The sequence below is a fragment of the Umezawaea sp. Da 62-37 genome, assembly GCF_032460545.1.
Lineage (GTDB): Bacteria > Actinomycetota > Actinomycetes > Mycobacteriales > Pseudonocardiaceae > Umezawaea.
Map to the genome: position 1 here is coordinate 3,422,853 of NZ_CP135965.1, position 23,107 is coordinate 3,445,959.

The 23,107-nt window shown below is 71.3% G+C and carries 18 protein-coding genes; 8 read left to right on the forward strand and 10 right to left on the reverse strand.

Annotated elements, in window-relative coordinates; genetic code table 11:
- Positions 1-140 precede the first annotated feature (140 nt).
- The gene (polA, locus tag RM788_RS15010) at positions 141-2,768 is read right to left on the reverse strand and encodes a DNA polymerase I (protein ID WP_399344995.1); all 2,628 of its coding nucleotides are present in this window, start codon (positions 2,766-2,768) and stop codon (positions 141-143) included.
- Positions 2,769-2,870: 102 nt separating this feature from the next.
- On the opposite strand from polA, the gene RM788_RS15015 reads away from it, so the two are divergent.
- Complete coding sequence (locus RM788_RS15015; RefSeq protein ID WP_315932285.1) at positions 2,871-3,314, forward strand: PaaI family thioesterase; 444 nt, start codon at positions 2,871-2,873, stop codon at positions 3,312-3,314.
- Here RM788_RS15015 and RM788_RS15020 read toward each other — a convergent pair.
- The 6 genes from RM788_RS15020 to RM788_RS15045 form a co-directional block, all read right to left on the reverse strand.
- Positions 3,311-4,093, reverse strand: coding sequence for a hypothetical protein (locus RM788_RS15020; RefSeq protein WP_315932286.1), 783 nt, complete (start codon positions 4,091-4,093; stop codon positions 3,311-3,313). The genes RM788_RS15015 and RM788_RS15020 overlap by 4 nt on opposite strands.
- Positions 4,094-4,197: 104 nt before the next feature.
- Positions 4,198-4,911 carry an ABC transporter ATP-binding protein gene (locus RM788_RS15025; protein ID WP_315932287.1) on the reverse strand — a complete coding sequence of 238 codons (714 nt, stop codon included), beginning with the start codon at positions 4,909-4,911 and terminating at the stop codon, positions 4,198-4,200.
- A complete protein-coding gene (locus RM788_RS15030; protein WP_315932288.1) occupies positions 4,908-5,792 on the reverse strand; it encodes an ABC transporter ATP-binding protein in 885 nt (294 codons plus the stop codon). The genes RM788_RS15025 and RM788_RS15030 overlap by 4 nt, the downstream gene beginning before the upstream one ends.
- On the reverse strand, positions 5,789-7,504 hold the full coding sequence (locus RM788_RS15035; protein ID WP_315932289.1) for a branched-chain amino acid ABC transporter permease: 1,716 nt from the start codon (positions 7,502-7,504) through the stop codon (positions 5,789-5,791). The genes RM788_RS15030 and RM788_RS15035 overlap by 4 nt, the downstream gene beginning before the upstream one ends.
- The gene (locus RM788_RS15040; RefSeq protein WP_315932290.1) at positions 7,501-8,418 is read right to left on the reverse strand and encodes a branched-chain amino acid ABC transporter permease; all 918 of its coding nucleotides are present in this window, start codon (positions 8,416-8,418) and stop codon (positions 7,501-7,503) included. Before RM788_RS15040 ends, RM788_RS15035 begins: the two co-directional genes overlap by 4 nt.
- A gap of 85 nt (positions 8,419-8,503) precedes the next feature.
- The gene (locus RM788_RS15045) at positions 8,504-9,727 is read right to left on the reverse strand and encodes a branched-chain amino acid ABC transporter substrate-binding protein (protein ID WP_315932291.1); all 1,224 of its coding nucleotides are present in this window, start codon (positions 9,725-9,727) and stop codon (positions 8,504-8,506) included.
- Positions 9,728-10,085: 358 nt separating this feature from the next.
- Here RM788_RS15045 and RM788_RS15050 point away from each other — a divergent pair, with 358 nt between their 5' ends.
- Positions 10,086-11,975, forward strand: coding sequence for a fibronectin type III domain-containing protein (locus RM788_RS15050; RefSeq protein WP_315932292.1), 1,890 nt, complete (start codon positions 10,086-10,088; stop codon positions 11,973-11,975).
- Between the two features lie 465 nt (positions 11,976-12,440).
- On the opposite strand, the gene RM788_RS15055 is transcribed toward RM788_RS15050, so the two are convergent.
- Positions 12,441-13,037: an ANTAR domain-containing response regulator gene (locus RM788_RS15055; RefSeq protein ID WP_106188236.1), complete on the reverse strand. Its 597-nt coding sequence runs from the start codon at positions 13,035-13,037 to the stop codon at positions 12,441-12,443.
- Positions 13,038-13,658: 621 nt separating this feature from the next.
- A complete protein-coding gene (locus RM788_RS15060; protein ID WP_315932293.1) occupies positions 13,659-14,636 on the reverse strand; it encodes a hypothetical protein in 978 nt (325 codons plus the stop codon).
- Positions 14,637-14,879: 243 nt separating this feature from the next.
- On the opposite strand from RM788_RS15060, the gene RM788_RS15065 reads away from it, so the two are divergent.
- Both RM788_RS15065 and RM788_RS15070 read left to right on the forward strand, forming a co-directional pair.
- Positions 14,880-15,572, forward strand: a complete 693-nt coding sequence (locus tag RM788_RS15065) for a hypothetical protein (RefSeq protein WP_315932294.1) — start codon at positions 14,880-14,882, stop codon at positions 15,570-15,572.
- A gap of 24 nt (positions 15,573-15,596) precedes the next feature.
- On the forward strand, positions 15,597-17,189 hold the full coding sequence (locus tag RM788_RS15070) for a thiamine pyrophosphate-binding protein (RefSeq protein ID WP_315932295.1): 1,593 nt from the start codon (positions 15,597-15,599) through the stop codon (positions 17,187-17,189).
- A 51-nt stretch (positions 17,190-17,240) separates the two neighbouring features.
- On the opposite strand, the gene RM788_RS15075 is transcribed toward RM788_RS15070, so the two are convergent.
- Positions 17,241-18,161, reverse strand: a complete 921-nt coding sequence (locus RM788_RS15075; RefSeq protein ID WP_315932296.1) for a LysR family transcriptional regulator — start codon at positions 18,159-18,161, stop codon at positions 17,241-17,243.
- 81 nt (positions 18,162-18,242) lie between these two features.
- Between RM788_RS15075 and RM788_RS15080 the strand changes: the two genes are divergently transcribed.
- The 4 genes from RM788_RS15080 to RM788_RS15095 are packed head-to-tail and all read left to right on the forward strand — an operon-like array spanning position 18,243 to position 23,104.
- Positions 18,243-19,745 (forward strand): aldehyde dehydrogenase family protein, encoded by a 1,503-nt coding sequence (locus RM788_RS15080; RefSeq protein ID WP_315932297.1) that lies wholly within the window; start codon positions 18,243-18,245, stop codon positions 19,743-19,745.
- Positions 19,726-20,883 (forward strand): NAD(P)/FAD-dependent oxidoreductase, encoded by a 1,158-nt coding sequence (locus RM788_RS15085; protein ID WP_315932298.1) that lies wholly within the window; start codon positions 19,726-19,728, stop codon positions 20,881-20,883. The genes RM788_RS15080 and RM788_RS15085 overlap by 20 nt, the downstream gene beginning before the upstream one ends.
- 8 nt (positions 20,884-20,891) lie before the next feature.
- The gene (locus RM788_RS15090) at positions 20,892-22,016 is read left to right on the forward strand and encodes a Glu/Leu/Phe/Val family dehydrogenase (protein WP_315932299.1); all 1,125 of its coding nucleotides are present in this window, start codon (positions 20,892-20,894) and stop codon (positions 22,014-22,016) included.
- Complete coding sequence (locus RM788_RS15095; RefSeq protein WP_315932300.1) at positions 22,013-23,104, forward strand: CaiB/BaiF CoA transferase family protein; 1,092 nt, start codon at positions 22,013-22,015, stop codon at positions 23,102-23,104. Before RM788_RS15090 ends, RM788_RS15095 begins: the two co-directional genes overlap by 4 nt.
- Positions 23,105-23,107 lie beyond the last annotated feature (3 nt).

Here is a 23,107-nt window from a genome sequence, read left to right on the forward strand (position 1 = left end):
CAGAACCGCGACACGTCGCAACTGCGACAGTGCGTCTCATCAGGGGGCGGATCGGCGGGCCATCCGTCCCGTAACGCCCGAGCGGTCGGCTCAGGGTGTCTGAGCGTTCGACACGGGGTGCCTGAGCGTTCGACTCGCGGTTAGTGGGCGGCGGCGTCCCAGGAGTGGCCGAGGCCGATGGAGACCTCGAGGGGTACGGAGAGCCGGTAGGCGTTGCCCATGTGTTCGCGCACGAGTGCCTCGACGGCTTCCCGTTCGCCCTCGGCTACCTCGAGCACCAGTTCGTCGTGCACCTGCAACAACATCCGGGTCCTCAAGCCCGCCTCCTCCAAGGCGCGGTACACCCCGAGCATGGCCACCTTGATGATGTCGGCGGCCGAGCCCTGGATCGGCGCGTTCAGCGCCATCCGCTCGGCCATCTCGCGCCGCTGGCGGTTGTCGCTGTTCAGGTCCGGCAGGTAGCGGCGGCGGCCGAGGATGGTCTCCGTGTACCCGTCCTTGCTCGCCTGCACGACCAGCCGCTGGAGGTAGTCCCGCACGCCGCCGAACCGCGAGAAGTAAGCGTCCATCTGCTCCCGCGCCTCCTCCGCCGGGATCCGGAGCTGCTGCGCCAGCCCGTACACCGACAGCCCGTAGGCCAACCCGTACGACATGGCCTTGACCCGGCGGCGCATCTCGGCGCTGACCTCGGTCGTCGGCACCGAGAACGCCTGCGCGGCCACGTAGGTGTGCAGGTCCTCGCCGCTGTTGAACGCCTCGATCAGCCCGGCGTCCTCCGACAGGTGGGCCATGATCCGCATCTCGATCTGGCTGTAGTCGGCCGTCATCAGCTCGGCGTAGCCGCCGCCGACGACGAACGCCTCGCGGATGCGCCTGCCCTCGTCCGTGCGGATCGGGATGTTCTGCAGGTTCGGGTCGGTCGACGACAGCCGACCGGTGGCCGCGATGGTCTGGTGGAACGTGGTGTGGATGCGGCCGTCGTCCGCGATGGACTTCAGCAGACCGTCCACGGTGGACTTCAGCCGCGTGACGTCCCGGTGCGACAGCAGGTGCTGGAGGAACGGGTGCTGGGTCTTCTCGAACAGGTCCTGGAGCGCCTCGGCGTCCGTGGTGAAGCCGGTCTTGGTCTTCTTGGTCTTCGGCATGTCCAGCTCGTCGAACAGCACCACCTGGAGCTGCTTGGGCGAGCCGAGGTTGATCTCCTTGCCGATGACCGCGTACGCGTCCTGCGCCGCCTGCTTCACGCCCGCCGCGAAGTGCGCCTCCAGCGTGGCGAGGTGCTCGGAGTCGATCGCGATGCCGACCGCCTCGACCTCGTCGAGCACGACCATCAGCGGCAGTTCCAGCTCGGCCAGCAGATCGGCGCCGCCGATGCCGACCAGCTGCTCGTCGAGGGCGTCGGCGAGCTGGGCGACCGCGCGGGCGCGCAGGATCGTGCCGTTCGCGGCCTTCTGGAGTTCTTCCTCCTCGTCGACCAGCAGCGACAGCTGGGTGTCGGCGACCTCCTCGGCGCGCAGCTCGCGGTGCAGGTACCGGATCGCCAGGTCGTCGAGCGCGAACGACCGCTGGCCGGGGCGCACGAGGTAGGCGGCCAGACCGGTGTCGCTGGTCAGGCCCCGCAGCTTCCAGCCGCGCGCGCGGACCTTGCGCAGCGGCAGCTTCAGCTCGTGGCCCGCCTTCTTCACGGACTCGTCGGCCAGCCACGCGGCCAGTGCCCGCTCGTCCTCCTCGACCAGCCCCGCGACCTCGACGTACCCGCCGTCGCCGGTGGCCGACGCGAACGCGACGCCCTCCAGGTCGCCGCCGCTCTCGCGGAACGCGATGCCGATCCGCGACCCGCGCGCGTACTCGTCGAGCCACCCGGCGAGCAGGCCGGACGGGACCGCGCCGCCGTTGACCTCGAAGCCCTCCTCGGCCTCCGGCTCCTCCGCCGGGAGGGTCGCGAACAGCCGGTCCCGCAGCACGCGGAACTCCAGCTCGTCGAACAGGCGGTGCACCGCCTCGCGGTCCCACGCCTTCTTCTCCAGGTCGGCCGGACCCAGCGGCAGCTCGACGTCGCGCACCAGCTCGGTGAGGTGCCGGTTCAGCATCACGTTGGTGAGGTTGTCCCGCAGCGCCTCGCCCGCCTTGCCCTTGACCTCGTCCACCCGGTCGATCAGCCCGTTGAGCGAGCCGAACTGCTGGATCCACTTGGTGATCGTCTTCTCGCCGACGCCGGGGATCTTCGGCAGGTTGTCCGACGGGTCGCCGCGCAGCGCCGCGAAGTCCGGGTACTGCTCGGCGGTGACCCCGTACTTCTCCAGCACCAGCTCGGGGGTGAACCGCGCCATCTCGGACACGCCCTTGACCGGGTACAACACGGTCACCGAGTCGTTGACCAGCTGCAACGCGTCGCGGTCGCCGGTGCAGATCGCGACCTTGAAGCCCTCCGCCACCGCCTGCGTGGTCAGCGTCGCGATCAGGTCGTCCGCCTCGAAGTTGTCCTTCGACATGGTCACGACCGACAGCGTCTCCAGCACGTCCTTGATCAGGCTGACCTGACCCTTGAACTCGTCCGGCGACTTGCTCCGGTTCGCCTTGTAGTCGGCGAACGCCTCGCTGCGGAACGTCTTGCGCGAGACGTCGAACATCACCGCGACGTGCGTGGGCGCCTCGTCGCGGAGCAGGTTGATGAGCATCGACGTGAACCCGTAGACCGCGTTCGTGGTCTGCCCCGTGTTGGTCTGGAAGTTCTCCTTGGGCAGCGCGAAGAACGCGCGGTAGGCCATGGAGTGACCGTCGATCAGCAGCAGGCGCGGTGCGTCGGAAGTGCTCACGGGCCGAGTCTAGGGTGGGGCACCGACAGTTTCGAACCGCCCGGAGGTAGCCCGGTGACCGCCCACGTCCCACCCACGCCCAACGGCCTCCCCGGTCTGAACCTGGACCTCGCCGACGAGCAGCTCACCACCAAGCTGGGCATCGTCATCACCGACTGGGACCCGAACCGCGTGGTCGGCACCATGCCGGTCGCGGGCAACCGCCAGCCCTACGGCCTGCTCCACGGGGGCGCCACCGCCAGCCTCGCCGAGACCCTCGGGTCCGTCGCCGCCGCGATGCACGCCGCGCCCGATCGGGTGGCGCTCGGCCTGGAACTGTCGTGCACGCACCACCGCGCGGCGCGGGAGGGCCTGGTGACGGGCGTGTGCACGCCGCTGCACGTGGGGCGGAGCACGGCGACGTTCCAGATCGCGGTGTCGGACGAGGCGGGCAAGGCCGTGTGCACGGCCCGGCTGACCTGCATCCTGCGCGAGCGGCCACCGGGCGAGCCCGCCTAGGCGAGAGCGGGCGCGGGCGCCTTCCGGAAACGGCCCCGGAGCAGCCGGAACGCGATGGCGGCGAACAGCAGCGCGGCGGCGAACGGGAGCCACCAGCGGGCGCCGACGACGGACTCGAAGCACACCTGGACCAGGCCGAGCGCCAGCGCGACGGCGATCGTGGCGCGCGCGCCGAGGCCCAGGACGGCGGCGGTGAGGGCGTAGACGCCCACCAGGACGCCCGTGAGGTACCAGGCCGAGCCGGGGACCTTGAGCAGGTACAGGAACCCGGCCACGCCCGCGAGCGCGCCGTTCACGGCGATCGGGGGCACGTGGGAACGCAGGGCCAGGGCGAGTGCTGCCACGACGATGACGAGCAGTTGGACGTCGTCCACGCCGGGTAGCAGCTCGTGCGGGCGGAACAGGCGGATCGCCGGTTCGGGGGTGTCGCCGCGGAGCAGCCGCGCTCCCAGGTGGACGACGACCAGGACGGCCGCGCCGAGGAGGAACGGCCAACGGGCGGCCGTGAGCGGGACGGCGACGGCCAGTGCGGCGAACAGGCCGAGGGCCAGGCACCCGACGAGGAGGGCCGGGTGCACGTCCGGTGTGGGGCCGGGTCGGAAGCCGAGGGCCAGGTGCACCACGGAGGAGGCGTACAGCCCGAGGGTGAAAGCCCCGATAGGGCTGAGGTCGACGCGGCGGGAGGGTCCGGCGCAGGCGACGGCCAGCAGGGCGAAGACCGCGCCCTGGGTGAGGCCCTCCGCGGGCGTGGCCCACCACGGGTCCAGGAAGGGGTTCACCCCGCCCAGGGTTCCACACAGGACTCGCGGTACCGGCGGGTACGGGGAAGACGCCGGTGCCCCGCCCTCCGGGTGGAGGGCGGGGCACCGGGCACGGCCTCGGGCTAGTCCTCGCCGAGGTAGGCGGCGCGGACGCGCTCGTCGGCCAGCAGCTCGCGGCCGGGGCCGCTGAGCGTGGTCTGACCGAGGTCGATCACGTAACCCTGGTCGGACAGGGCGAGGGCGGCCAGCGCGTTCTGCTCGACGAGCAGGATCGTGGTGCCCTGCTTCTGCAGTTCCTTGATGGTGTCGAAGATCAGCTGGGTCATGATCGGCGAGAGGCCCATGGAGGGCTCGTCGAGCATCAGCAGCTTCGGCTTGGACATCATCGCGCGGCCGATGGCGAGCATCTGCTGCTCGCCACCGGAGAACAGACCGGCCTTGTTGTGCCTGCGCTCGCCGAGCACGGGGAACAACTCGTACACGTTCTGCATGTCCGCCTCGACGCCGTCGTCCTTGCGGACGTAGGCGCCGAGCTGGAGGTTCTCCTCCACGGTCATCCGCGGGAACAGCCGCCGACCCTCCGGGCAGTGGGCGAGCCCGCTGCCGAGGATGGTGTGGGCGGGCTGGTCGTGGATCGCCTTGCCCTCGAACAGGATCTCGCCGCCCGTCGGCCGCAGCAGACCGGAGATGGTCCGCAGGGTCGTCGTCTTGCCCGCGCCGTTGCTGCCGATGAGGCTGACGATGTGACCGGCCTCGACGGTGAACGAGATGTCGCGGACGGCTTCGATCGCGCCGTAGGCGACGCTGAGGTTGCGGACCTCAAGGAGCGCGCTCATGCCTGCTCCCCTTCCGGCTTGGGATCGGTCACGACCGGGAGCGCGGTGGTGGGCGCGGAGTCGTCGCCGTGGTGGCGCGTCTCCTCGACGATCGCCTGCACCTCGGCCTCGACCTCGTCCGGGGGCTTGCCGAGGTAGGCCTCGATGACCCGCGGGTCACGACGCACGACCTCGGGGCTGCCCTCGACCAGCAGCTGGCCCTGCACGAGCACGGAGACCGAGTCGCACAGGCTGAAGATGAACTTGATGTCGTGCTCGATCACGACCACGGAGACACCGGTCTCGCGGATGGCCAGGATCAGCTGCCGCGTGGCCTCGGTCTCCTGCGGGTTCATGCCCGCGGTCGGCTCGTCCAGCAGCAGCACGGCCGGGTCGGTCGCCAGCGCGCGGGCGATCTCCAGGCGGCGCTGGTCGCCGTAGGGCAGGTTGCGGGCCAGTTCGTCCTCGATGCCCGCGAGGTTCACGAACTCCAGCAGCTCGGTGGAGCGCTCGCGCGCGGCCCGCTCGCCCTTCTGGTACCCCGGACCGTGGAAGATCGAGGCCAGCGGCCCCTGCTTCATCCGCACGTGCCGTCCCACCATGACGTTCTCCAGCACGGTCATGCTGGGGAACAGCCGGATGTTCTGGAACGTGCGGGCCACGCCCGCGGTGGTGACCTTCGCGGGGTCGCCGGGCAGCACGTCGCCCTTGAGCAGCACGCTGCCCGTGGTCGGCGTGTAGAGGCCGGTGAGGCAGTTGAAGAACGTGGTCTTGCCGGCGCCGTTGGGGCCGATGAGACCGACGACCTTGCCCTCGTCGAGCTTCAGCGACACGTTCTGCAACGCCTTCAGGCCACCGAAGACCATCGAGACGTCGCGCGCTTCCAGGACTGGCGTGCTCACGCCTTGGCCCCCTTCGTGTCGTGCTCGTGCACCTCGTCGACCGGAACCCCGCCGACATCCTCACCAGCGAGTTCGGCCCTGCGGTGGCGGTCCGGCACGAGACCCTGCGGTCGGAACCGCATGATCAGCACCAGGGCGAGACCGAAGATCATCAGGCGGTAGTCGCTGAACTCGCGCAGCTTCTCGGGCAGCACGAACAGCAGCGACGCTCCCAGCACCGCGCCGGGAATCGAGCCCATGCCGCCGAGGATGACCGCGGCGAGCAGGGTGACCGACTCCAGGAACTTGAAGCTCTCGTAGGAGACGGTGCCGTTCTTGTGCGCGAACACCGCGCCCGCCAGGCCGGCGAGCGTGGCGCCGACCAGGAAGGCGAGGATCTTCGCCTTGCCGGTCTTGATGCCCATCGCGCGGGCGGCGTCCTCGTCCTCGCGGATCGCGATCCAGGCCCGGCCGATGCGGCTGAACTTGAGGTTCGCGAAGATCGCCATCACGCCCGCGACGAGCAGCACGATCAGGACGTAGTACAGGACACCCGCGGGCAGCTCGACCGAGCCGATCGACAAGGACTCGTTGAACTCCTTGCCGAACAGGTCCAGCGGCGGCACGCCGGGGATGGCGTTGGCGCCGTTGGTGAGCCCGCCGATGTTGTTCTGCGCGGACCTGGTGAAGATCTCACCGAAGGCCAGCGTCACGATCGCCAGGTAGTCACCGCGCACGCGCAGCGTCGGCGAGCCGACGATGGCGCCGAAGATGCCCGCGATGATCGCCGCGATGACGGCGGCGACCGGGAACGGCAGGTCGATGCCGACCTTGGACGCCGCGGCGCCGGACAGGTTCGCCGCGACGACCGCGCCGATGCCCATGAACGCCACGTAGCCGAGGTCGAGCAGGCCGGCGAGGCCGACCACGATGTTGAGGCCGATCGCGGTGGCGGCGTAGATGCCGATGTTCGCCGCGACCGTCATCCAGTACTCGGATCCGGCGTTGGTGAACGGCAGCAGCAGCGCGCAGGCCAGCAGGACGACGATGCTGAAGATCCGGTGCTTCTCCGACAAGGCCGAGATCCAGCCGATCAGGCCGATGCCGTTGAGCGCGATCAGCAGACCGGCCGCGAACCCGAGGAAGGAGAGGAACTGGCCGCCCGCGTACGGGTTGGCCGGACCACCCTGGCCACCGGCGGTCAGCGTCTGGGCGACGGCGAACAGCACGGCGGCGAAGGTCACCACGAGGACGAGGTAGGCCAGCGGCCTGGAGACCTTGAAGTCCCACTTGGCCGGGAGTTCGATGCCGATCCCGGTGCCGCCGAGGATCACCGCGATGCCCGCGACGATCCCGACGATCCCGCCGAACGCGACGTTGCCGTCGGCGGCGGTGATGGCCCCGAGGCCGCCGCCCTCGGAGGTGATGAAGATCGAGTTGATCAGCGCGACGGCGAGGCCACCCCAGCCGAGCGACCTGATCACCCGGCCCTTGCTGGGGATCGGCGCGAAGGTCGCGATCAGCACCAGCACGCCGAGCAGCAGCACGTGCCACCGGAAACCGGTGACCTGGAACGGCGCGTCGAAGAACTGGAGCGTCGCCAGGTCCGGGTACTTGCCCGAGTTCAGCGCGAACGTCACCCAAGGCAGGAGCGCGGCCACGATCAGCAGCACACCACCGGCGATGACGAGTGGACGCGCGATGGGCTTCACTGTGTTGGCGATCTTGCTCACGCGCGCACCCTTTCCGGCTCACCGAACAGGCCCTGCGGCCGGAAGACCAGCACCAGGATGAGCACGACGAAGATCCAGACGTAGTCGTACTGCGTCCCACCGGGCATGTACTGCCCGGCGAGGGTCTTCACCAGACCGATGATGAACGCTCCGACGACCGCGCCGCGGATGCTGCCGACGCCGCCCAGCACCGCCGCGGTGAAGGCGAAGATACCGGTCTGGAAGCCCATGTCGGTGTTGATGTTGTTCAGGTAGGTGCCGAAGAGGACACCCGCCACACCCGCGAGGGCCGCGCCGAGGACGAACGTCAGCACGATCACCCGGTCGGGGTTGACACCCATGAGCTTGGCGGTGTCCGGGTCCTGCGCCGTGGCCCGCATCGCGCGGCCCATGCGGGACCGGTTGATGTAGGTCTGCAGCGCGATGGAGAGCAGGACCGAGACGCCGATCAGCAGGATTCCGCTCCAACCGACGCGGATCGGTCCGATGACGAGCTGTCCTTGGACGAACACACCGGGGAAGGGCAGGGCCGCGGTGGCGTTCGGGTAGAAGTTGCGCACGAACTCCTGGAGGAACACCGAGACACCGAGAGCGGTGATCAGCGGTGCGAGTCTTGGGGCGTTCCGCAACGGGCGGTAGGCGAAGCGCTCCATCAGCAGTGCGATCGCGACGCTTACCGCGACACCGCCGATGAGCACGATCGGGAGGGAGACGTACCAGACGTCCTTGACGGCGTCCGGGACGATCCAGGTGTAGGTCGCCAGGCCGCCGTAGGCGCCGACCATGAAGACTTCACCGTGCGCGAAGTTGATCAGCTGGATGATGCCGTACACCATCGTGTACCCGAGGGCGATGAGCGCGATCAACGCGCCCTGCACCACCCCGTTGGCCAGCTGTTGAAGCAGGGTTGACACGACTACCTCTACCTCCGTAGACAGCGGGGGCGGGCAGAACTGCCCGCCCCCACCGCATCTGACGTCAAACGATCAGTAGTCGTGCTCAGCCGGTGAACTCGCCGGTCTCCGCGGCGTTCCACTTGCCACCGGTGATCTGGTACACCGTCAGGACCTTGTTGGTGCTGTCGCCGTACTCGTCGAACTTGATGCCACCGGTCGCGCCGGTGCCGCTGTAGGTGCCGACGGCCTTCAGCAGGTCGGCCCGCTTGCCCTCGGCCCAGTCGCCACCGTTGAGGGTGGTCGCCAGGCTGCCGATGATGGCGTTCGCGGCGTCGTAGGAGAAGGCGCCGTAGGCGCCGTAGGCGTCCTTGTAGCCCTTCTTGTTGTACGCGTCGACGAAGGCCTTCGCGCTGTCCAGCTTGTCGGTGGGGGCGCCGACCGAGGTCGCGAGGTCGCCGTCACCGCCGCCGAGGCTGATGTACTTGTCGTCGTAGATGCCGTCGCCGCCCATGAGCGGGATGTTGAGGCCGGAGCCCTTCATCTGCTTGCTCAGCGGGGCCGCCTGCGGGTACTCGCCGCCGTAGTACAGGGCGTCCGGCGCGGAGGCCGCGATCTTCGCGATGACGCCCGCGAAGTCGGTGTCCTTCTCGCCGACCTTCTCGGTCGCGACGATGGTCGCGCCGTTCTTGGTCGCCTGCTTGGAGAACTCGGCCGCGAGGCCCTCACCGTAGGTCTTGCCGTCGGTGATGATCGCGATCTTCTTCTTGCCCGCCTTGGTCACCAGGTAGTTGGCCGCGAACGGCCCCTGGAGCTCATCGGTGGCGCAGACGCGGAAGTACGTGTCGAACGCGCGCTTCGGGGCGGTCGCGAAGGCCTCGCCGCGGGTCAGCGTCGGGTTCGTGTTCGCGGGCGAGACCTGGACGATCTTCTTCTGGGAGAGGATCGGCTGCACGGTCTGCGCGACGGACGAGTTCAGCGTGCCGACGACACCGACGACGTTCGGGTCGGACGACAGCTTCGTGGCGGCCTGGGCGCCCTTGGCGGGGTTGGCCTCGTCGTCCTGGGTGTCGACGACCAGCTTGTAGCCCTTGACGGTGCACTTCTCGTTCGCCTCGTCCACGGCGAGCTGGGACGAGTTCTTGATGCCGAGTCCAAGCGCCGACAGACCACCCGACTGCGGGGCGATCACGCCGATCGACAGGGTGCCCTTGGACGTGTCGCAGGCACCACCGGAAGCACCGGTCTCGGTCTTGTTCGTGCCGCATGCTCCTGCGACGAGCAGAACACCGACAACGATTGCTGCGGACTTCACTGAGTGCTTACGCACGTGATGTCCCTCCTCAATCCAAGCTCTTGGCGGCAGCGAGATCTCCGCCGTCCGCGCTTAATCCCCTCTCCTGAGGGTTGGCCGGAACCTAGGCGATGAGGAGGGTTGCAGTCACCACAGCCAAGGTGCTCGTGACCATAACGCAACGCGGCGTTATGTTTGACTTGATAACTTATAAACCACGTAACACGGAACTAGTTACACACCTAGCGTCATTTCAGCAGGTCACACCACTCGTTCAGAGGTCACCCGAACGATTTTCGGATCGAGTGCCTACTGTGATAGCGCGATCACAATACGTGCGTACGTTTAGCGAGTTGTATCCCTCGGCCAGGTGAACTCGGCTTAGCCTTGCGAGATGACTCCGCGACGGCGGCTCGCCACGGCGATGGCGGGTCTCGCCGTCCTGGCGGGCATCGTCGTCGCCCTTCGCCAAGCCCAATCGGACCCGCCGCCCCAGCCCGTCGTCGTGCCCGATTTCAGCGCGCCCTACCTTCTCGTCACCGGCCCCCGCGAGCCCCCTTCCGCGCCCGCCGAGGTGGCGGTGTTCGGTGGCCCCGCCCGGATCCGGGTCGCCTGGGGCTCGGCGCTGCCCGGTCGGGCAGACCCCTCCGGCGCGGCCGGGTACGAGATCACCTGGCACCGCGACGGCGAGGAGCCGCGCACCCGCCGGGTGGCGAGCCCGGAGGTCGACCTCGACGGGCTGGCCGCGGGCACCGACTACCGGATCGGCGTCCGCACGGTCGACGCGTTCGGCCGCCGTTCGCCGTGGACGGACGCCGTGGGCCGGACCGGCGACGACGGTGACTGGCGCGGTGGGCTGACCGGCCTGCTCGACGACTTCGACGACCCGGCCAGCACCGATCCCCGCCGGACGGGGTCGCTCTGGCACCTCGACGGCTACCGGGGGTGCGTGAACACCGGCACGGCGGGCGGGCGGCTGGTCGTGGCGATGAACTGCGGCGCCGATTCCGCCGTGCTGCGGGCCCGCCGCCCGCTCGGGCTGTCCGATGTGGACGGTGTGCTGGGACGGGTCGGGGTGATCACCGACGCGGCGGGCTCGCGCGGTCTGCTGACCGTGGACCTGGTGCCCGGCGGGCCGGACCAGATCGGGTCCACCGAGGTCGCCGACCCCGCGCTGCCCGCGGGCGCCGTCCGGGTCGTGGTCGGCGACAGCGGCGCCCGCGTGCTGACCGGGCCGGACGTGCCGACCGCGGCCGACCCCAGTTCACCGGGGTCCCCGCGGCGCGGAACCGGTGTGCTGCACCGGATCGACGTGCTCGTGACGACGACCGGCGTGCGCGTGCTCCAGGACGGCGGCGAGATCGGGGCGTCCGGCGCGGTGCCGACGTGGCGGGAGGCGACCGTCCTCATCGGAGTGCGCGGCCCGCAGGGGCGGGAGAGCCGGGTGCGGCTGGACGCGGCCGGGTTCAGCGGGCCGCGGACGGACGTGCGGACCGTCGTCGAGGTCCCGACGACACCGGCCACCCGCGAGGTGCTCGACGTCCAGGACCCGGCGCCCGGTATCGGCGTGTCCCGCGCCCCGCTGCGCGGCGCCACCGCCGCCCGGATGCGCGCCACCGTCGCGTTCGCCGGACCGGCCGACCCCGCCGCGCTGGTCGTGCAGCTGGGCGACCGGCGGATCCCCGCCGTGGCGACGGCGGCCGCTCCGGTCGTCGACGGGGTGGCGCGGCTGGGCACGGCGATCACCGTGGTCGCGGAGGTGCCGCCGGACCTGCTGGCCGCTGACGGACCGGACTCGCTGACGCCGTTCGTGCTGCGGGTGCCCGGCGCGCACACGGCGAAGGGCACCGTGCGGTCGAGCTACCTGGAGATCGATTCCACAGTGGACGGGCCACCGAGCCCGCAGACCGTCCCCAGGGGGCCAGGACGGGCCGACGAGCCGCCATTGGGGTCCGTGGAGGTCCGGGACCAGGACGACCGGCCCGTGGCGCTGGACGTGGCGCTGGGGGCCAGGAGGGTGGTGCTGGCGGTCGCGCTGGACGGGATCGCCGCCGAGGGCGCCACCGGGTCCGTCGCGGGCGTGGCCGGGTTCCAGCTGCGGATCGACGGCGGACTCGCGGCGAGCGTGCCGACCGCGCGCGAGGGGCCGGGGCTGGGCGGCGAGTACACGGTGGGACTGGAACTGGGCAGGCTCGGGGCCGGGAAGCACACGATCGAGCTGCGGGTGATCCCCGTCGACCCGGCGGGAGCTCAGCCCTCGACGCTGGTCAGGCTGATCGGGTGACTCCGTGGGGGGGTGACCTGGTGGGGGTGACCCTGTACGGATGGGCGCTTGGTTGTTGCGTCCGCCCGGCGGTGAGCCTGCGCGGCGGTGAGCCTGCGCGGCGGTGAGCCTGCGCGGCGGTGAGCCTGCGCGGCGGTGAGCCTGCGCGGCGGTGAGCCTGCGCGGCGGTGAGCCTGCGCGGCGGTGAGCCTGCGCGGCGGTGAGCCTGCGCGGCGGTGAGCCTGCGCGGCGGTGAGCCTGCGCGGCGGTGAGCCTGCGCGGCGGTGAGCCTGCGCGGCGGTGAGCCTGCGCGGCGGTGAGCCTGCGCGGCGGTGAGCCTGCGCGGCGGTGAGCCTGCGCGGCGGTGAGCCTGCGCGGCGGTGAGCCTGCGCGGCGGTGAGCCTGCCCGCTTCGCGGGGACGGCTCGCACCGCGGCGTCGGTGGACGTCCGCGGTGCGGTTCGAGTCGTGGCCGGTGGCCTGGGGGTCAGCCGAAGTTCTCGATGACGGCTTCGGCGACGGCCTTCATGGTCGTGCGGCGGTCCATCGCGGTGCGCTGCACCCAGCGGAACGCTTCCGGCTCCGACAGGTTCTGCTTGCTCATCAGCAGGCCCTTGGCGCGCTCCACGACCTTGCGCGTCTCCAGCCGTTCGGTCAGCCCGGCGACCTCGGTCTCCAGGGCTTGCAGTTCGGAGAACCGGCTCATCGCCAGCTCGATCGCGGGCACCAGGTCGCGCTTCGCGAAGGGCTTCACCAGGTACGCCATGGCGCCGGCGTCACGGGCCCGCTCGACGAGTTCGCGCTGGCTGAAGGCGGTCAGTATCACCACCGCGGAGATCCGGTTGCCCGCGATGACGGACGCCGCCTCGATGCCGTCGACCTTGGGCATCTTGACGTCGAGGATCACCAGGTCCGGGCGCAGTTCGGTGGCGAGCTTGATCGCCTCGTCACCGTCGGCGGCCTCACCGGCGACCTCGTAGCCCTCCTCGCGGAGCATCTCGACGAGATCAAGTCGGATCAGCGCCTCGTCCTCCGCGACGAGCACGCGGCGCGGCGCGGGATGGGCCTCGGCCGGTTGGGTCACCGGGGTCCTCCTGACGGTCTTGCCTGACCGGACGCGGTCGCGGCTGGTCGAACGGCAGTCTACCGACGCCGATGGAGGTCATCGTCGCAAAACGTCGTGATGGCGGACACGAGGTGAGGTTGCGTGTGGGTGAACAGGTGGGAAGGGGTGGGGGGTGGGGTGGGTGGGTCCATTGTGGACGGGGGTTGGTGTTGGGGGTCTGGGTCGGGGGGGTGGGTTTGGGTGGGGGTTGGGGGTTGTGTGCCGGGAATTGTCGGACCTCGTGGGTACTGTTCGGTTTGGGGGACTTCCGGTTGGGGGACCTCTGGTTTGGCTTGGTTCGGGGTGTCTGCGGTGCCTGTGAGTGGCGTGCGGGGATGGGTTTAGGGAGCGAAGCCCGGCCCCCGGTGCGCGATTGTCTCAATGTCACACCCCCATTTGTCAAGGCGGGAAAGATGCCTTGACAAATGGGGGTGTGGCAGGAGGGCGCTGTGTATCGGGGGCAGGGGGAGGTCTGGCTTCGCTTGTGTCGGCGGTGCCGGTTTAGGGCACCTCGCTGCGCGTCGGCAGGGCGGCGGGCGCTCCGCGCCGGGTGCGAGGGGGCGGCTGCGCCGACCGCGTCGAATGGAACGTTTGTGTTGGTTACATGATGGCGGACCAGCCGGTGACGCCTGCGGGCCAGTCGAAGGCGGCTAGTGCTTCCTCGTTGGAGGAGTCGGGGCCGTTGATTTCGCGGAGGAACAGCAGGTCGGGGCCGATGGCGAGGCTTAGGCCGCCGGTGGTGCTGGGGGCTTCGGTGGCGTTGGGTAGGCCGAAGACGTTGTTCTTCAGTTGGTCGGCTACTCGGGAGAGGCCCAGGCCCAGGCTTTCCGGCCATTCGAGCCACCACTGCTGGCCCTGTGACCAGGAGCGGAGCCAGGAAGCCTTGCTGAAGAGGTTGGTTCTGCGGAGGAGGGCGCTGCCGATTGGTGCGGGGCCGGGGGTGCGGCCGTGTGCTGCCAGGTGGTCCTGTTCGGCCTTGGTGAGGGGGCCGGAGGCGAAGACCGAGTCGAGGGCGCGGTCGGCGAGCAGTTGGTGGACGTAGGCCATGCCGAGGTCCCAGGCGGTCGGGTCGATGCCGGCCAGGATGACGCGGGCGTCGGAGTCGAGCGTGGTGAGTTCCACGGCGCGCGGGTGGTGGGTGGTGCGGAGGCCGGCCATGCCGGCGACCCAGTCGTCTTCCAGGCGGGGCAGCAGTTCGTAGAGGACGGGGCCGAGGGCGTGGGCGGTCAGGTGGAGGCGGGGTACGTCGAAGGGCTCGACCGCGCGGAAGGCGTGGGCTGGGCGGAGCATGCTGGCGGGTGGGCGGAGTTGCAGGTGGGAGGCGGCGTCGGAGGCGACGCGGAACAGTGCGGCCTCGAGTTCTCGCTGGGCGGTTGTGGGCGCGGGCGGGAGCAGGGCCTCGCGCAGGGGTAGGGGGAGTTCCGCGCGGCCGCGCAGGGCGTTGACGATGTGGTCGCGGTCGTCGGCGGTGAGGTCCACCAGTGCCGCTTTGACGGCCGGGACGGCCTGGGTGAGGTTTTCGCCGGTGTGGACGCGGCGGAGGTCGACCAGCTGGTCGGTGAGGGATGTGCGTGACACGTCGGGCTCCCGCTCACGCCGCCCGGCTCGGCGAAGTAGGACGCGCGCACGTGCGTCGACTGGTGTTGGTGGTCTACCAGTGAGCAGGGGTACCTCTACCCCGCGGCGGATCTGCCACCCGGTTGCCGGGGAGTGGCTCCAGCCTCACGTCTGCTCACGCACGCCGATCACCACCATACCAACGTCGGCGAACGATTTCCGCGAACGACCGAACCGGATCGACCTCCCGTCCGTGGAGGACGCATGACCGACCTGGTGACGGAGGTGCGCAGGATCGCGGTGCTCCACCACGGGGCCGAATGCACGGCGCGAGCGGTGGACGTGTGGGCCGCGGGGGACGACGTGAGCGCGGACATCACGTCGACCGAGGCGCTGGAGTCGGCGTGCGAGGCGGTGCTGGCCGCAGCGGGCTCAGAGCGGTCGCAGGCGCGGCCGCTGGTGCGGCGGCTGAGCCGCGAGCGGGTGACGGCGCCGTGGTGCGACCTGGTGTCGAGGCTGCTCACGAAGGCGGGCGGGCTGTCGCGCGAGGTGGTCGAGGAGCGGTTGCGGGTGGCGGGACTGCTGTTGGCCTGGTGCGCGCTCGAAGGCTGGGACGGGCCGTTGCGGGAGCTGCCCGGTCCCCCTGAACGGACCGGCGGGGCGGGGCCGCGGCGCAGCCCCTACTTCACACCGGTCCGGTTGAGGGCGGGGTGGGCGCTGATCGGGCCCGGTCGGGACGTCGAACTGGACGGGCGGGCGCTGCGGTTGTGGCGCGAACTGGACGGGCGGCCGCTGACCGACGTGCTGGCGGTGCTGCGCGCGCACGATCCGCTGGAACGGCTGGAGGACACCGCGGCCACGGTGACGTGGCTGGTGGGGCGGGGCGCGGTCGAGGTGCCAGCCCCTGGCCGCGCGGTCCTGACCCCCACATCCGCTTACCGCGCGTTGCCCTGCTGACCAGCGCTGCTTACCGTCGGGACCATGACCTCCGGTGCCGAACGGCTGCTCGAAGTGCTCGCCGCGCACGACGTGGAGGTCGTCTTCGGCCTGCCCGGCGTGCACAACCTGGCGATCTGGGAGGCCCTGCGGAGCAGCGGCATCCGGATGATCGGGGTGCGGCACGAGCAGACGGCGGCCTACGCGGCCGACGGGTACGCCCGCACGACCGGGCGACTCGGCGTGGCGATCGTGACCACCGGTCCCGGTGCGGCGAACACGTTGGGCGCGGTCGGCGAGGCGTGGGCGTCCGGGTCGCCGGTGCTGGTGGTCGCCACCGACATCCCGTCCTCGCTGCGCCGTCCGGACGTGTACCGGGGCGTGCTGCACGAGACCCGCGACCAGCGCGCGATGTTCCTGCCGGTGGTGAAGGACGGCTGGACGGTCGGGTCGGCCGACGAGCTCGCCGCGCGGGCGCACCAGGCGGTCGGCACCGCGCTCGCGGCTCCGCAGGGTCCGGTCTACCTGGGCGTGCCGACGGACTTCCTGACCGCCGACGCCGCCGGGGCCGAGCAGCGGCCCACGCCGGCCGTCGAGGCACCCGACCTCACCGAAGCGCTCGCGCTGATCGCCACCGCCGAGCGGCCGTTGGTCTGGGCGGGCGGCGGGGCCCAGCGCGCCGGCGCGGGCGACGCGGTCGGCGAGCTGGCCCGCCGGATCTCGGCCCCGGTGATCACCACGTACGCCGCGCGCGGCCTGCTGCCGCTGGACCACCCGTGCGCCGTGCACGGTCCGGCGCACGTGCCGGAGGTGGGCGCGCTGTGGGACACCGCCGACCTGGTGATCGCGGTCGGCACCGACTTCGACGGCATGTCGACCCAGAACTGGGCCATGCCGCGGCCCCCGAAGCTGTTGTGCGTCACCGTGGACGCGGCCGACGCCACCAAGAACTACCCGGCGGACGCGGTGCTGGTCGGCGACGCCCGGCAGGTGGTCGGGGAACTGGCCGCTCGGGTGCCCGAGCGCGAGTTCACCGACCCCGTCGGCACGGTCAACGCGGAGGTGCGCCGGACCGTGCTCGACGAGGACCTGCAGGCCGCGTACCTGTTGTCCGCGCTGGAGGGCGTGTCCGCGACGCTGGTCGCCGACATGTGCGTCGCCGGGTACTGGGTCGGCGGGTTCCACCGCGTCGCCCGGCCGCGGGGCCTGTCCTACCCGGTCGGCTGGGGCACGCTCGGCTTCGGCTTCCCGGCCGCGCTGGGAGCGGCCGTCGCGGGCCGGACGATCGCGGTGTGCGGCGACGGCGGGTTCCTGTTCGCCTGCGGTGACCTCGCCACGGCCGCGCAGGAACGGCTGCCGGTCACCGTGGTGATCGTCGACGACGGCGGCTACGGGATGCTGCGCTACGACCAGGAGGTCGCGGGCCACCCGACCACCGGCGTCGACCTGCGCACGCCGGACTTCGTCGCGCTGGCGATGAGCTTCGGCGTGCCCGCGATGGCCGTCGACGGGTTCGGCCCGGTGTTCGGCGCGCGGCTGGCCGAGTTCGTCGCGGCCGACGGCCCCAACGTGCTCGTGGTCCGCGCCCGCCTCAAGCCCCCACCCACCACCTCCCCCCGCTGGTACCGCCGCGAATAACCGCGAGTCGAACCCCCAGACACCCCGTGTCGAACCTCCAGGCACCCCCGCTCACGCACGCGTCAGGTACTCCCCCTCGACGAGCGCGCACGCCGCCACCACCGCGTCCAGCGCGTCGCGCAGCAGCGGGTTGGTGTTCGCGGTCCGGTGCACGGCCGACACGTGCCGCCGCAACGCCGTCCCGCGCAGCGGCCGCGCCTGCGCGCCGTCCTGCGGCTCGTACCCCAGCGCGGGCACCAGCGCCACGCCGACACCCGCCCGGACAAGCGCCTGCACGACGCCGTAGTCGTTGCTGCGGAACGTGATCCGCGGCGTGAACCCGCCCGCCGCGCACAGCCGGGTCAGGCACGTCGACCCCGCCGTGCCGTCCCGGCTGGAGATCCACCGGGCGTCGCGCAGGTCGTCCGGCCGCACGGTCTGGTGGCGGGCCGCCGGGTGCCCGTCGGGGAGCAGCACCAGCAGCGCCTCGTCGAGCAGCGGCAGCACGGTGAGGTCCTCCGGCCACGTCCGCGGCACCAGGTCGTAGGCGTAGACGAGCGCCACGTCCAGGTCGCCCGCCAGCACCAGCGGCAGCACGTCGTCCGGCTCGGCCTCGTCGAGCCGGATCTCCGCCTCCGGGCGTTCGCGGGTCAGCCGGGCCACCGCGTGCGGCACGACGCGGGCGCTCGCCGTGGGGAACGTGCCCAGCCGGATCCGGCCGCGCCGCCCGGTCACCAGCGCCTGGACCTCCTGCTCGAACCCGTCGAACGCGGCCAGCAGCTCGCCGCCGCGTTCGGCGATGAACAGCGCCGCGGCGGTCGGGCGGATGCTGTGCGCCCCGCGCTCGAACAGCTCCACGCCCACCGCCCGCTCGAACGCCGAGATCTGCTGCGACACCGCCGACGCGGTGTAGCCGAGGGTCCTCGCGGCGGCGGCGAACGAGCCCGCGTCGACCACCTCGACCATGGTCCGCAGGTGCACCGGGTTGAGCACCAGCCCACCTTATGCTCGACGGTGGGGTGTTTCGCCCTGCGAAGGCTTGGCAACCACCCCTCCCGGCAGCACTCTGGGGTCATGCCACCCGCATACGCCTCCACGAGTCCGATCGACGTGAACGACCTGGTCCTCGAGGTCGAGCTGCAACCGGCCGAGGCGTTCGTGGACACCGCCCGCAAGGCCCGGCGGGCGCAGCGGGCGTGGGCCGCGGTGCCGTCGCCGGTGCGCGGGCAGGTCATCGGCAACATCGGCAGGCTCGTCGAGGCCAACGCCGAGGCGCTCGCCCGGTTGGTGACCCGTGAGATCGGCAAGCCGATCGCGGAGGCGCGCGGCGAGGTGCAGGAGATCGTCGACACCTGCGCGTTCTTCCTCGGCGAGGGCCGCAGGCTCTACGGGCAGACCGTGCCGTCGGAGATGCCGGACAAGCAGCTGTTCACGTTCCGCACGCCGGTCGGCGTCGCGGCGATCATCACCGCGGGCAACTTCCCGGTGGCCGTGCCGTCCTGGTACATCGTCCCCGCGCTGCTGTGCGGCAACGCGGTGGTGTGGAAGCCCGCCGAGTACTCCGCCGCGAGCGCCAGGGCGTTCTACGACATCTTCACCAGCGCCGGGCTGCCCGAGGGCGTGCTGAACATCGTCTTCGCCGACGGCGAGGAGACGTTCAAGGGCCTCGACCTGGCGTTGGAGGCCGGTCTGGTCCACAAGGTCGGGTTCACCGGGTCGACCGCGGTCGGCAGGCGGATCGGCGAGCTGTGCGGGCGGCACCTGCAGAGCCCGTGCCTGGAACTGGGCGGCAAGAACCCGATGGTGGTGACCGAGGACGCGGACCTCGACCTGGCCGTGCGCGGCGCGCTGTTCGCCGGGTTCGGCTCGGCCGGGCAGCGCTGCACCTCGCTCGGCACCGCCATCGTGCACGAGTCGGTGCACGCGGAGTTCCTGCGCCGCTTCGTCGTGGCGACGGAGAACGCGGTGGTCGGCGACCCGACCGGCGACGTCCTGTTCGGGCCGCTGCTGGACAAGAAGTTCGCCGCGCACTTCGAGCGGATCCTGGACACGATCCAGGAGCACCACGTCGTGCACGGGTCCACCGGCGTCGGGCGGATCACGAAGGACAACCCCCGCAAGGGTTTCCACGGCGAGGCCGAGCACGGCCTGTACTACCACCCGACGATCGTCGACGGCGTGCGGCCGGAGGACGGGCTGTTCCTGGAGGAGTCGTTCGGGCCTGTCGTCGGCGTCACCACCTACCGCGACCTGGACGAGGCCATCGACCTCGGCAACCTGCCCGGCTACGGGCTGTCCTGCGCGATCTACACGACCGACCCGAACAAGGTGTTCCGGTTCCGCTCGGGCATCGGCGCGGGCATGGTCAGCGTGAACAACTCCACGTCCGGCGCCGAGGCGCACCTGCCGTTCGGCGGGAACGGCAAGTCCGGCAACGGCAGCCGCCAGTCCGGGATCTGGGTGCTCGACCAGTTCACCCGCTGGCAGTCGATGAACTGGGACTACTCGGGTTCGCTGCAGAAGGCGCAGATGGACACCGCCGTGATCGAGGCCGACCTTGACTTCCGACTCGGCTGAGGTCGTCGTCATCGGCGGCGGGGTGGTGGGCGTGAGCACCGCCTTCCACCTCGCCGAGGCCGGTGTGCGGAACGTGGTGCTGGTGGAGCGGGACGAGCTGGGGTCCGGGTCCACGTGCAAGGCGGCGGGCGGGGTGCGGGCGCAGTTCTCCGACGAGGTCAACATCCGGCTCGGCGCGCGCAGCCTGGAGGCGTTCGGGCGGTTCGGGGAACGGCCGGGGCAGGAGATCGACCTGCACCGCGTCGGGTACCTGTTCCTGCTGTCGACACCGGAGGACGTGGCCGCCGCCGAGCGGAACGTGGTGCTGCAGAACGGACTGGGCGTGCCCAGTCGGATGATCGACGTGGCCGAGGCCGAGGCGCTGTCCCCGTTGATCTCCACCGGGGGGCTGCTCGCCGCGACCTACTCCCCCGACGACGGCCACTGCACGCCGGAGTCCGTGGTGCTGGGCTACGCGACCGCGGCCCGGCGGCTGGGCGCGGACCTGCGCACGCGCACCGAGGTGCTCGACATCGAGTCCTCCGGCGGGGAGATCACCGCCGTCGTGACGAACCGCGGGGTGATCCGGACGTCCGCGGTGGTCTGCGCGGCGGGCGCGTGGTCGCGGCGGGTCGGCGGGTTCGTCGGCGTCGACCTCGACGTCACGCCGCTGCGCCGCCAGGTCGTGTTCACCGAGCCGATGCCCGACCTGGCGCCGGTGGTGCCGTTCACCATCGACTTCTCGTCCTCGTTCTACTTCCACCGCGAGGGCCGCGGCCTGCTGATGGGCATGTCGGACCCGGCGCAGGAGCCCGGATTCCACCTCGACCGGTCCGACGCGTGGCTGCCCGGACTGGCCGCGGCGATCGGGGCGCGCGCCCCCGGCCTGCTCGATGTCGGCCTCACCACCGGGTGGGCCGGGCTGTACGAGGAGACACCGGACCGCAACGCGCTCATCGGCGAAGCGCCCGGCGGATCCAAGGCCGGCCGGTTCCTCTACGCCACCGGCTTCTCCGGCCACGGCTTCCTCCAGGGGCCCGCGGTCGGCGAGGTGGTGCGGGACCTCTACCTCGGCCGCGAACCCGTGGTCGACGTGTCCACTTTGGATGCCGCTAGATTCGCCTCCAACGACCACCGCCCCGAACTCAACACCGTCTGAGGTGCCCGTTGACCGATCTCCTTCAGCTCATCGACGAGTGGGGACCCGAGAAGGTCGTCACCGTGTCGGACCGGCGTTCCGGGATGAAGGGCGTGCTGGTCATCGACAACACCGCCCGCGGCATGGGCAAGGGCGGCACCCGGATGGGGCCGGACGTGAGCACCGGGGAGATCGCCCGGCTGGCCCGCGTGATGACCTGGAAGTGGGCGGCGGTCGACCTGTTCTTCGGCGGCGCCAAGGCGGGCATCGTGTTCGACCCCGCCTCACCGGACAAGGAGCGGGCGCTGCGGGCGTTCGCGCGGGCGCTGTCCAACGAGGTGCCGCGCGAGTACGTGCTGGGGCTGGACATGGGGCTGACCGAGCGCGACGCGGCGATCGTGCAGGACGAGCTGGGTGACCGCGGCGCGATGATGGGCGCGCCCGCGTCGCTGGGCGGACTGCCCTACGACGAGCTGGGCGTGACCGGGTTCGGCGTCGCCGAGGTGGCCGACGAGCTGTCGGATTCGTTGCGGGGCAAGCGGATCTCGATCCAGGGGTTCGGCGCGGTCGGCGCCGCGGCCGCCCGCCGGTTCGCCGAGCTGGGCGCGGTCGTGGTGGCGGTGTCGTCGGTGAACGGCGCCCTGCACGACCCGGACGGGCTGGACGTGGCGCGGCTGCTGGCGTTGCGCGCGGAGGTCGGTGAGAACGCGGTCACGGAGTACGGCCGGGTGCGGCCGCTGGGGTCGGAACTGCTGGTGGCGTGCGACGTCCTGGTGCCCGCGGCGACCCAGGACGTGATCGACAAGGACTGGGCGGGCCGGGTCGACACGGCCATGGTCGTCGAGGGCGCGAACCTGCCGACCACCCCCGCCGCGCAGGACGTGCTGGCCGCGCGCGGGATCACGGTCGTGCCGGACTTCATCGCCAACGCGGGCGGGGTCGTCGCGGCGGCGTTCGGCATGGACGCGCGCTACTCGCCGTTCCCGGTCGAGGTGGCGAAGGTGATGGCGGCGGTGTCGGAGAAGCTGCGGGGCAACGCGGCGCTGGTGGTGCGCGAGGCGGGCGAGCGCGGGGTGACCACGCACGAGGTCGCGCGGTCGCTGGCGCAGGAGCGGGTGTTGGCCGCGATGCGGGCGAAGGGCCAGGTCACGTGAGCGCGCTGGACGGTGTCGTGATCGCGGACTTCGGCCGGGTGCTGGCCGCGCCGTACGCGACGATGATGCTGGCCGACCTCGGCGCCGAGGTGGTCAAGATCGAGCACCCGCGCGGCGACGAGACCCGCTCGTGGGGCCCGCCGCACGCCCGCGGCGAGGCCACGTACTTCCTGTCGGTGAACCGGAACAAGACGTCCACCACGCTGGACATGTCGACGCCGGACGGCCTGCGCCGGGCGCGCGAGATCGTGCTGGGCGCCGACGTGCTGGTGGAGAACTTCCGGCCGGGCACGATGTCGAGGTTCGGGCTCGGCCACGACGACCTGAGCACCGTCCACCCCGGACTGGTCTACTGCTCGGTCACCGGCTTCGGCGCGGGCCGCGGCAGCGACCTGCCCGGCTACGACCTGCTCGTGCAGGCCGTCGGCGGGCTGATGAGCATGACCGGCGCCCGGCCCGGCGAACCCGTGAAGGCCGGGGTGGCGCTGGTGGACGTGCTGACCGGGCTGCACGCCGCCGTCGGCATCCTGGCCGCGCTGCGGCACCGCGACGCGACCGGCGAGGGCCAGCACGTCGAGGTGGACCTGCTGTCGGTGCTGCTGTCCAGCATGGTGAACCAGAGCGCCGGCTACGCGCTCGCGGGCGTCGTGCCCGGCATCATGGGCAACCGGCACCCGTCGATCGCGCCGTACCAGCTGGTCGGGACCGCGGACCGGCCGATGGTGCTCGCCGTGGGCAACGACCGCCAGTTCGCGCGGCTCTGCTCCGTGCTCGACGTCCCGGAACTCGCCACCGACCCGCGGTTCACCACGAACGAGCGGCGGGTCGCGCACGTGGACGAACTGCTGGCGCTGCTGGAACCCCGGCTGCGCACCGGGTCCGCGCGGCACTGGTTCGAGGTGCTCACCCCGCTGGGCGTGCCGTGCGGGCCGGTGAACGACCTCGCGGGCGCGTTCGAGCTGGCCGCGACCCTGGGCCTGGAGCCCACCACGACCGTCGACGGCCTCGACCTGGTGTCGAACCCGATCCGGCTGTCCCGAACCCCGGTGACCTACCGGTTGCCGCCACCGAGGCTCGACCAGGAGTGAGAA

Coding starts and splice junctions, on each gene's coding strand:
- RM788_RS15050 (WP_315932292.1), top strand. CDS start 10,086: ATGACTCCGCGACGGCGGCTCGCCACGGCGATGGCGGGTCTCGCCGTC.
- polA (WP_399344995.1), bottom strand. CDS start 2,768: ATGGCCTACCGCGCGTTCTTCGCGCTGCCCAAGGAGAACTTCCAGACC.
- RM788_RS15070 (WP_315932295.1), top strand. CDS start 15,597: ATGACCTCCGGTGCCGAACGGCTGCTCGAAGTGCTCGCCGCGCACGAC.
- RM788_RS15080 (WP_315932297.1), top strand. CDS start 18,243: ATGCCACCCGCATACGCCTCCACGAGTCCGATCGACGTGAACGACCTG.
- RM788_RS15025 (WP_315932287.1), bottom strand. CDS start 4,911: ATGAGCGCGCTCCTTGAGGTCCGCAACCTCAGCGTCGCCTACGGCGCG.
- RM788_RS15065 (WP_315932294.1), top strand. CDS start 14,880: ATGACCGACCTGGTGACGGAGGTGCGCAGGATCGCGGTGCTCCACCAC.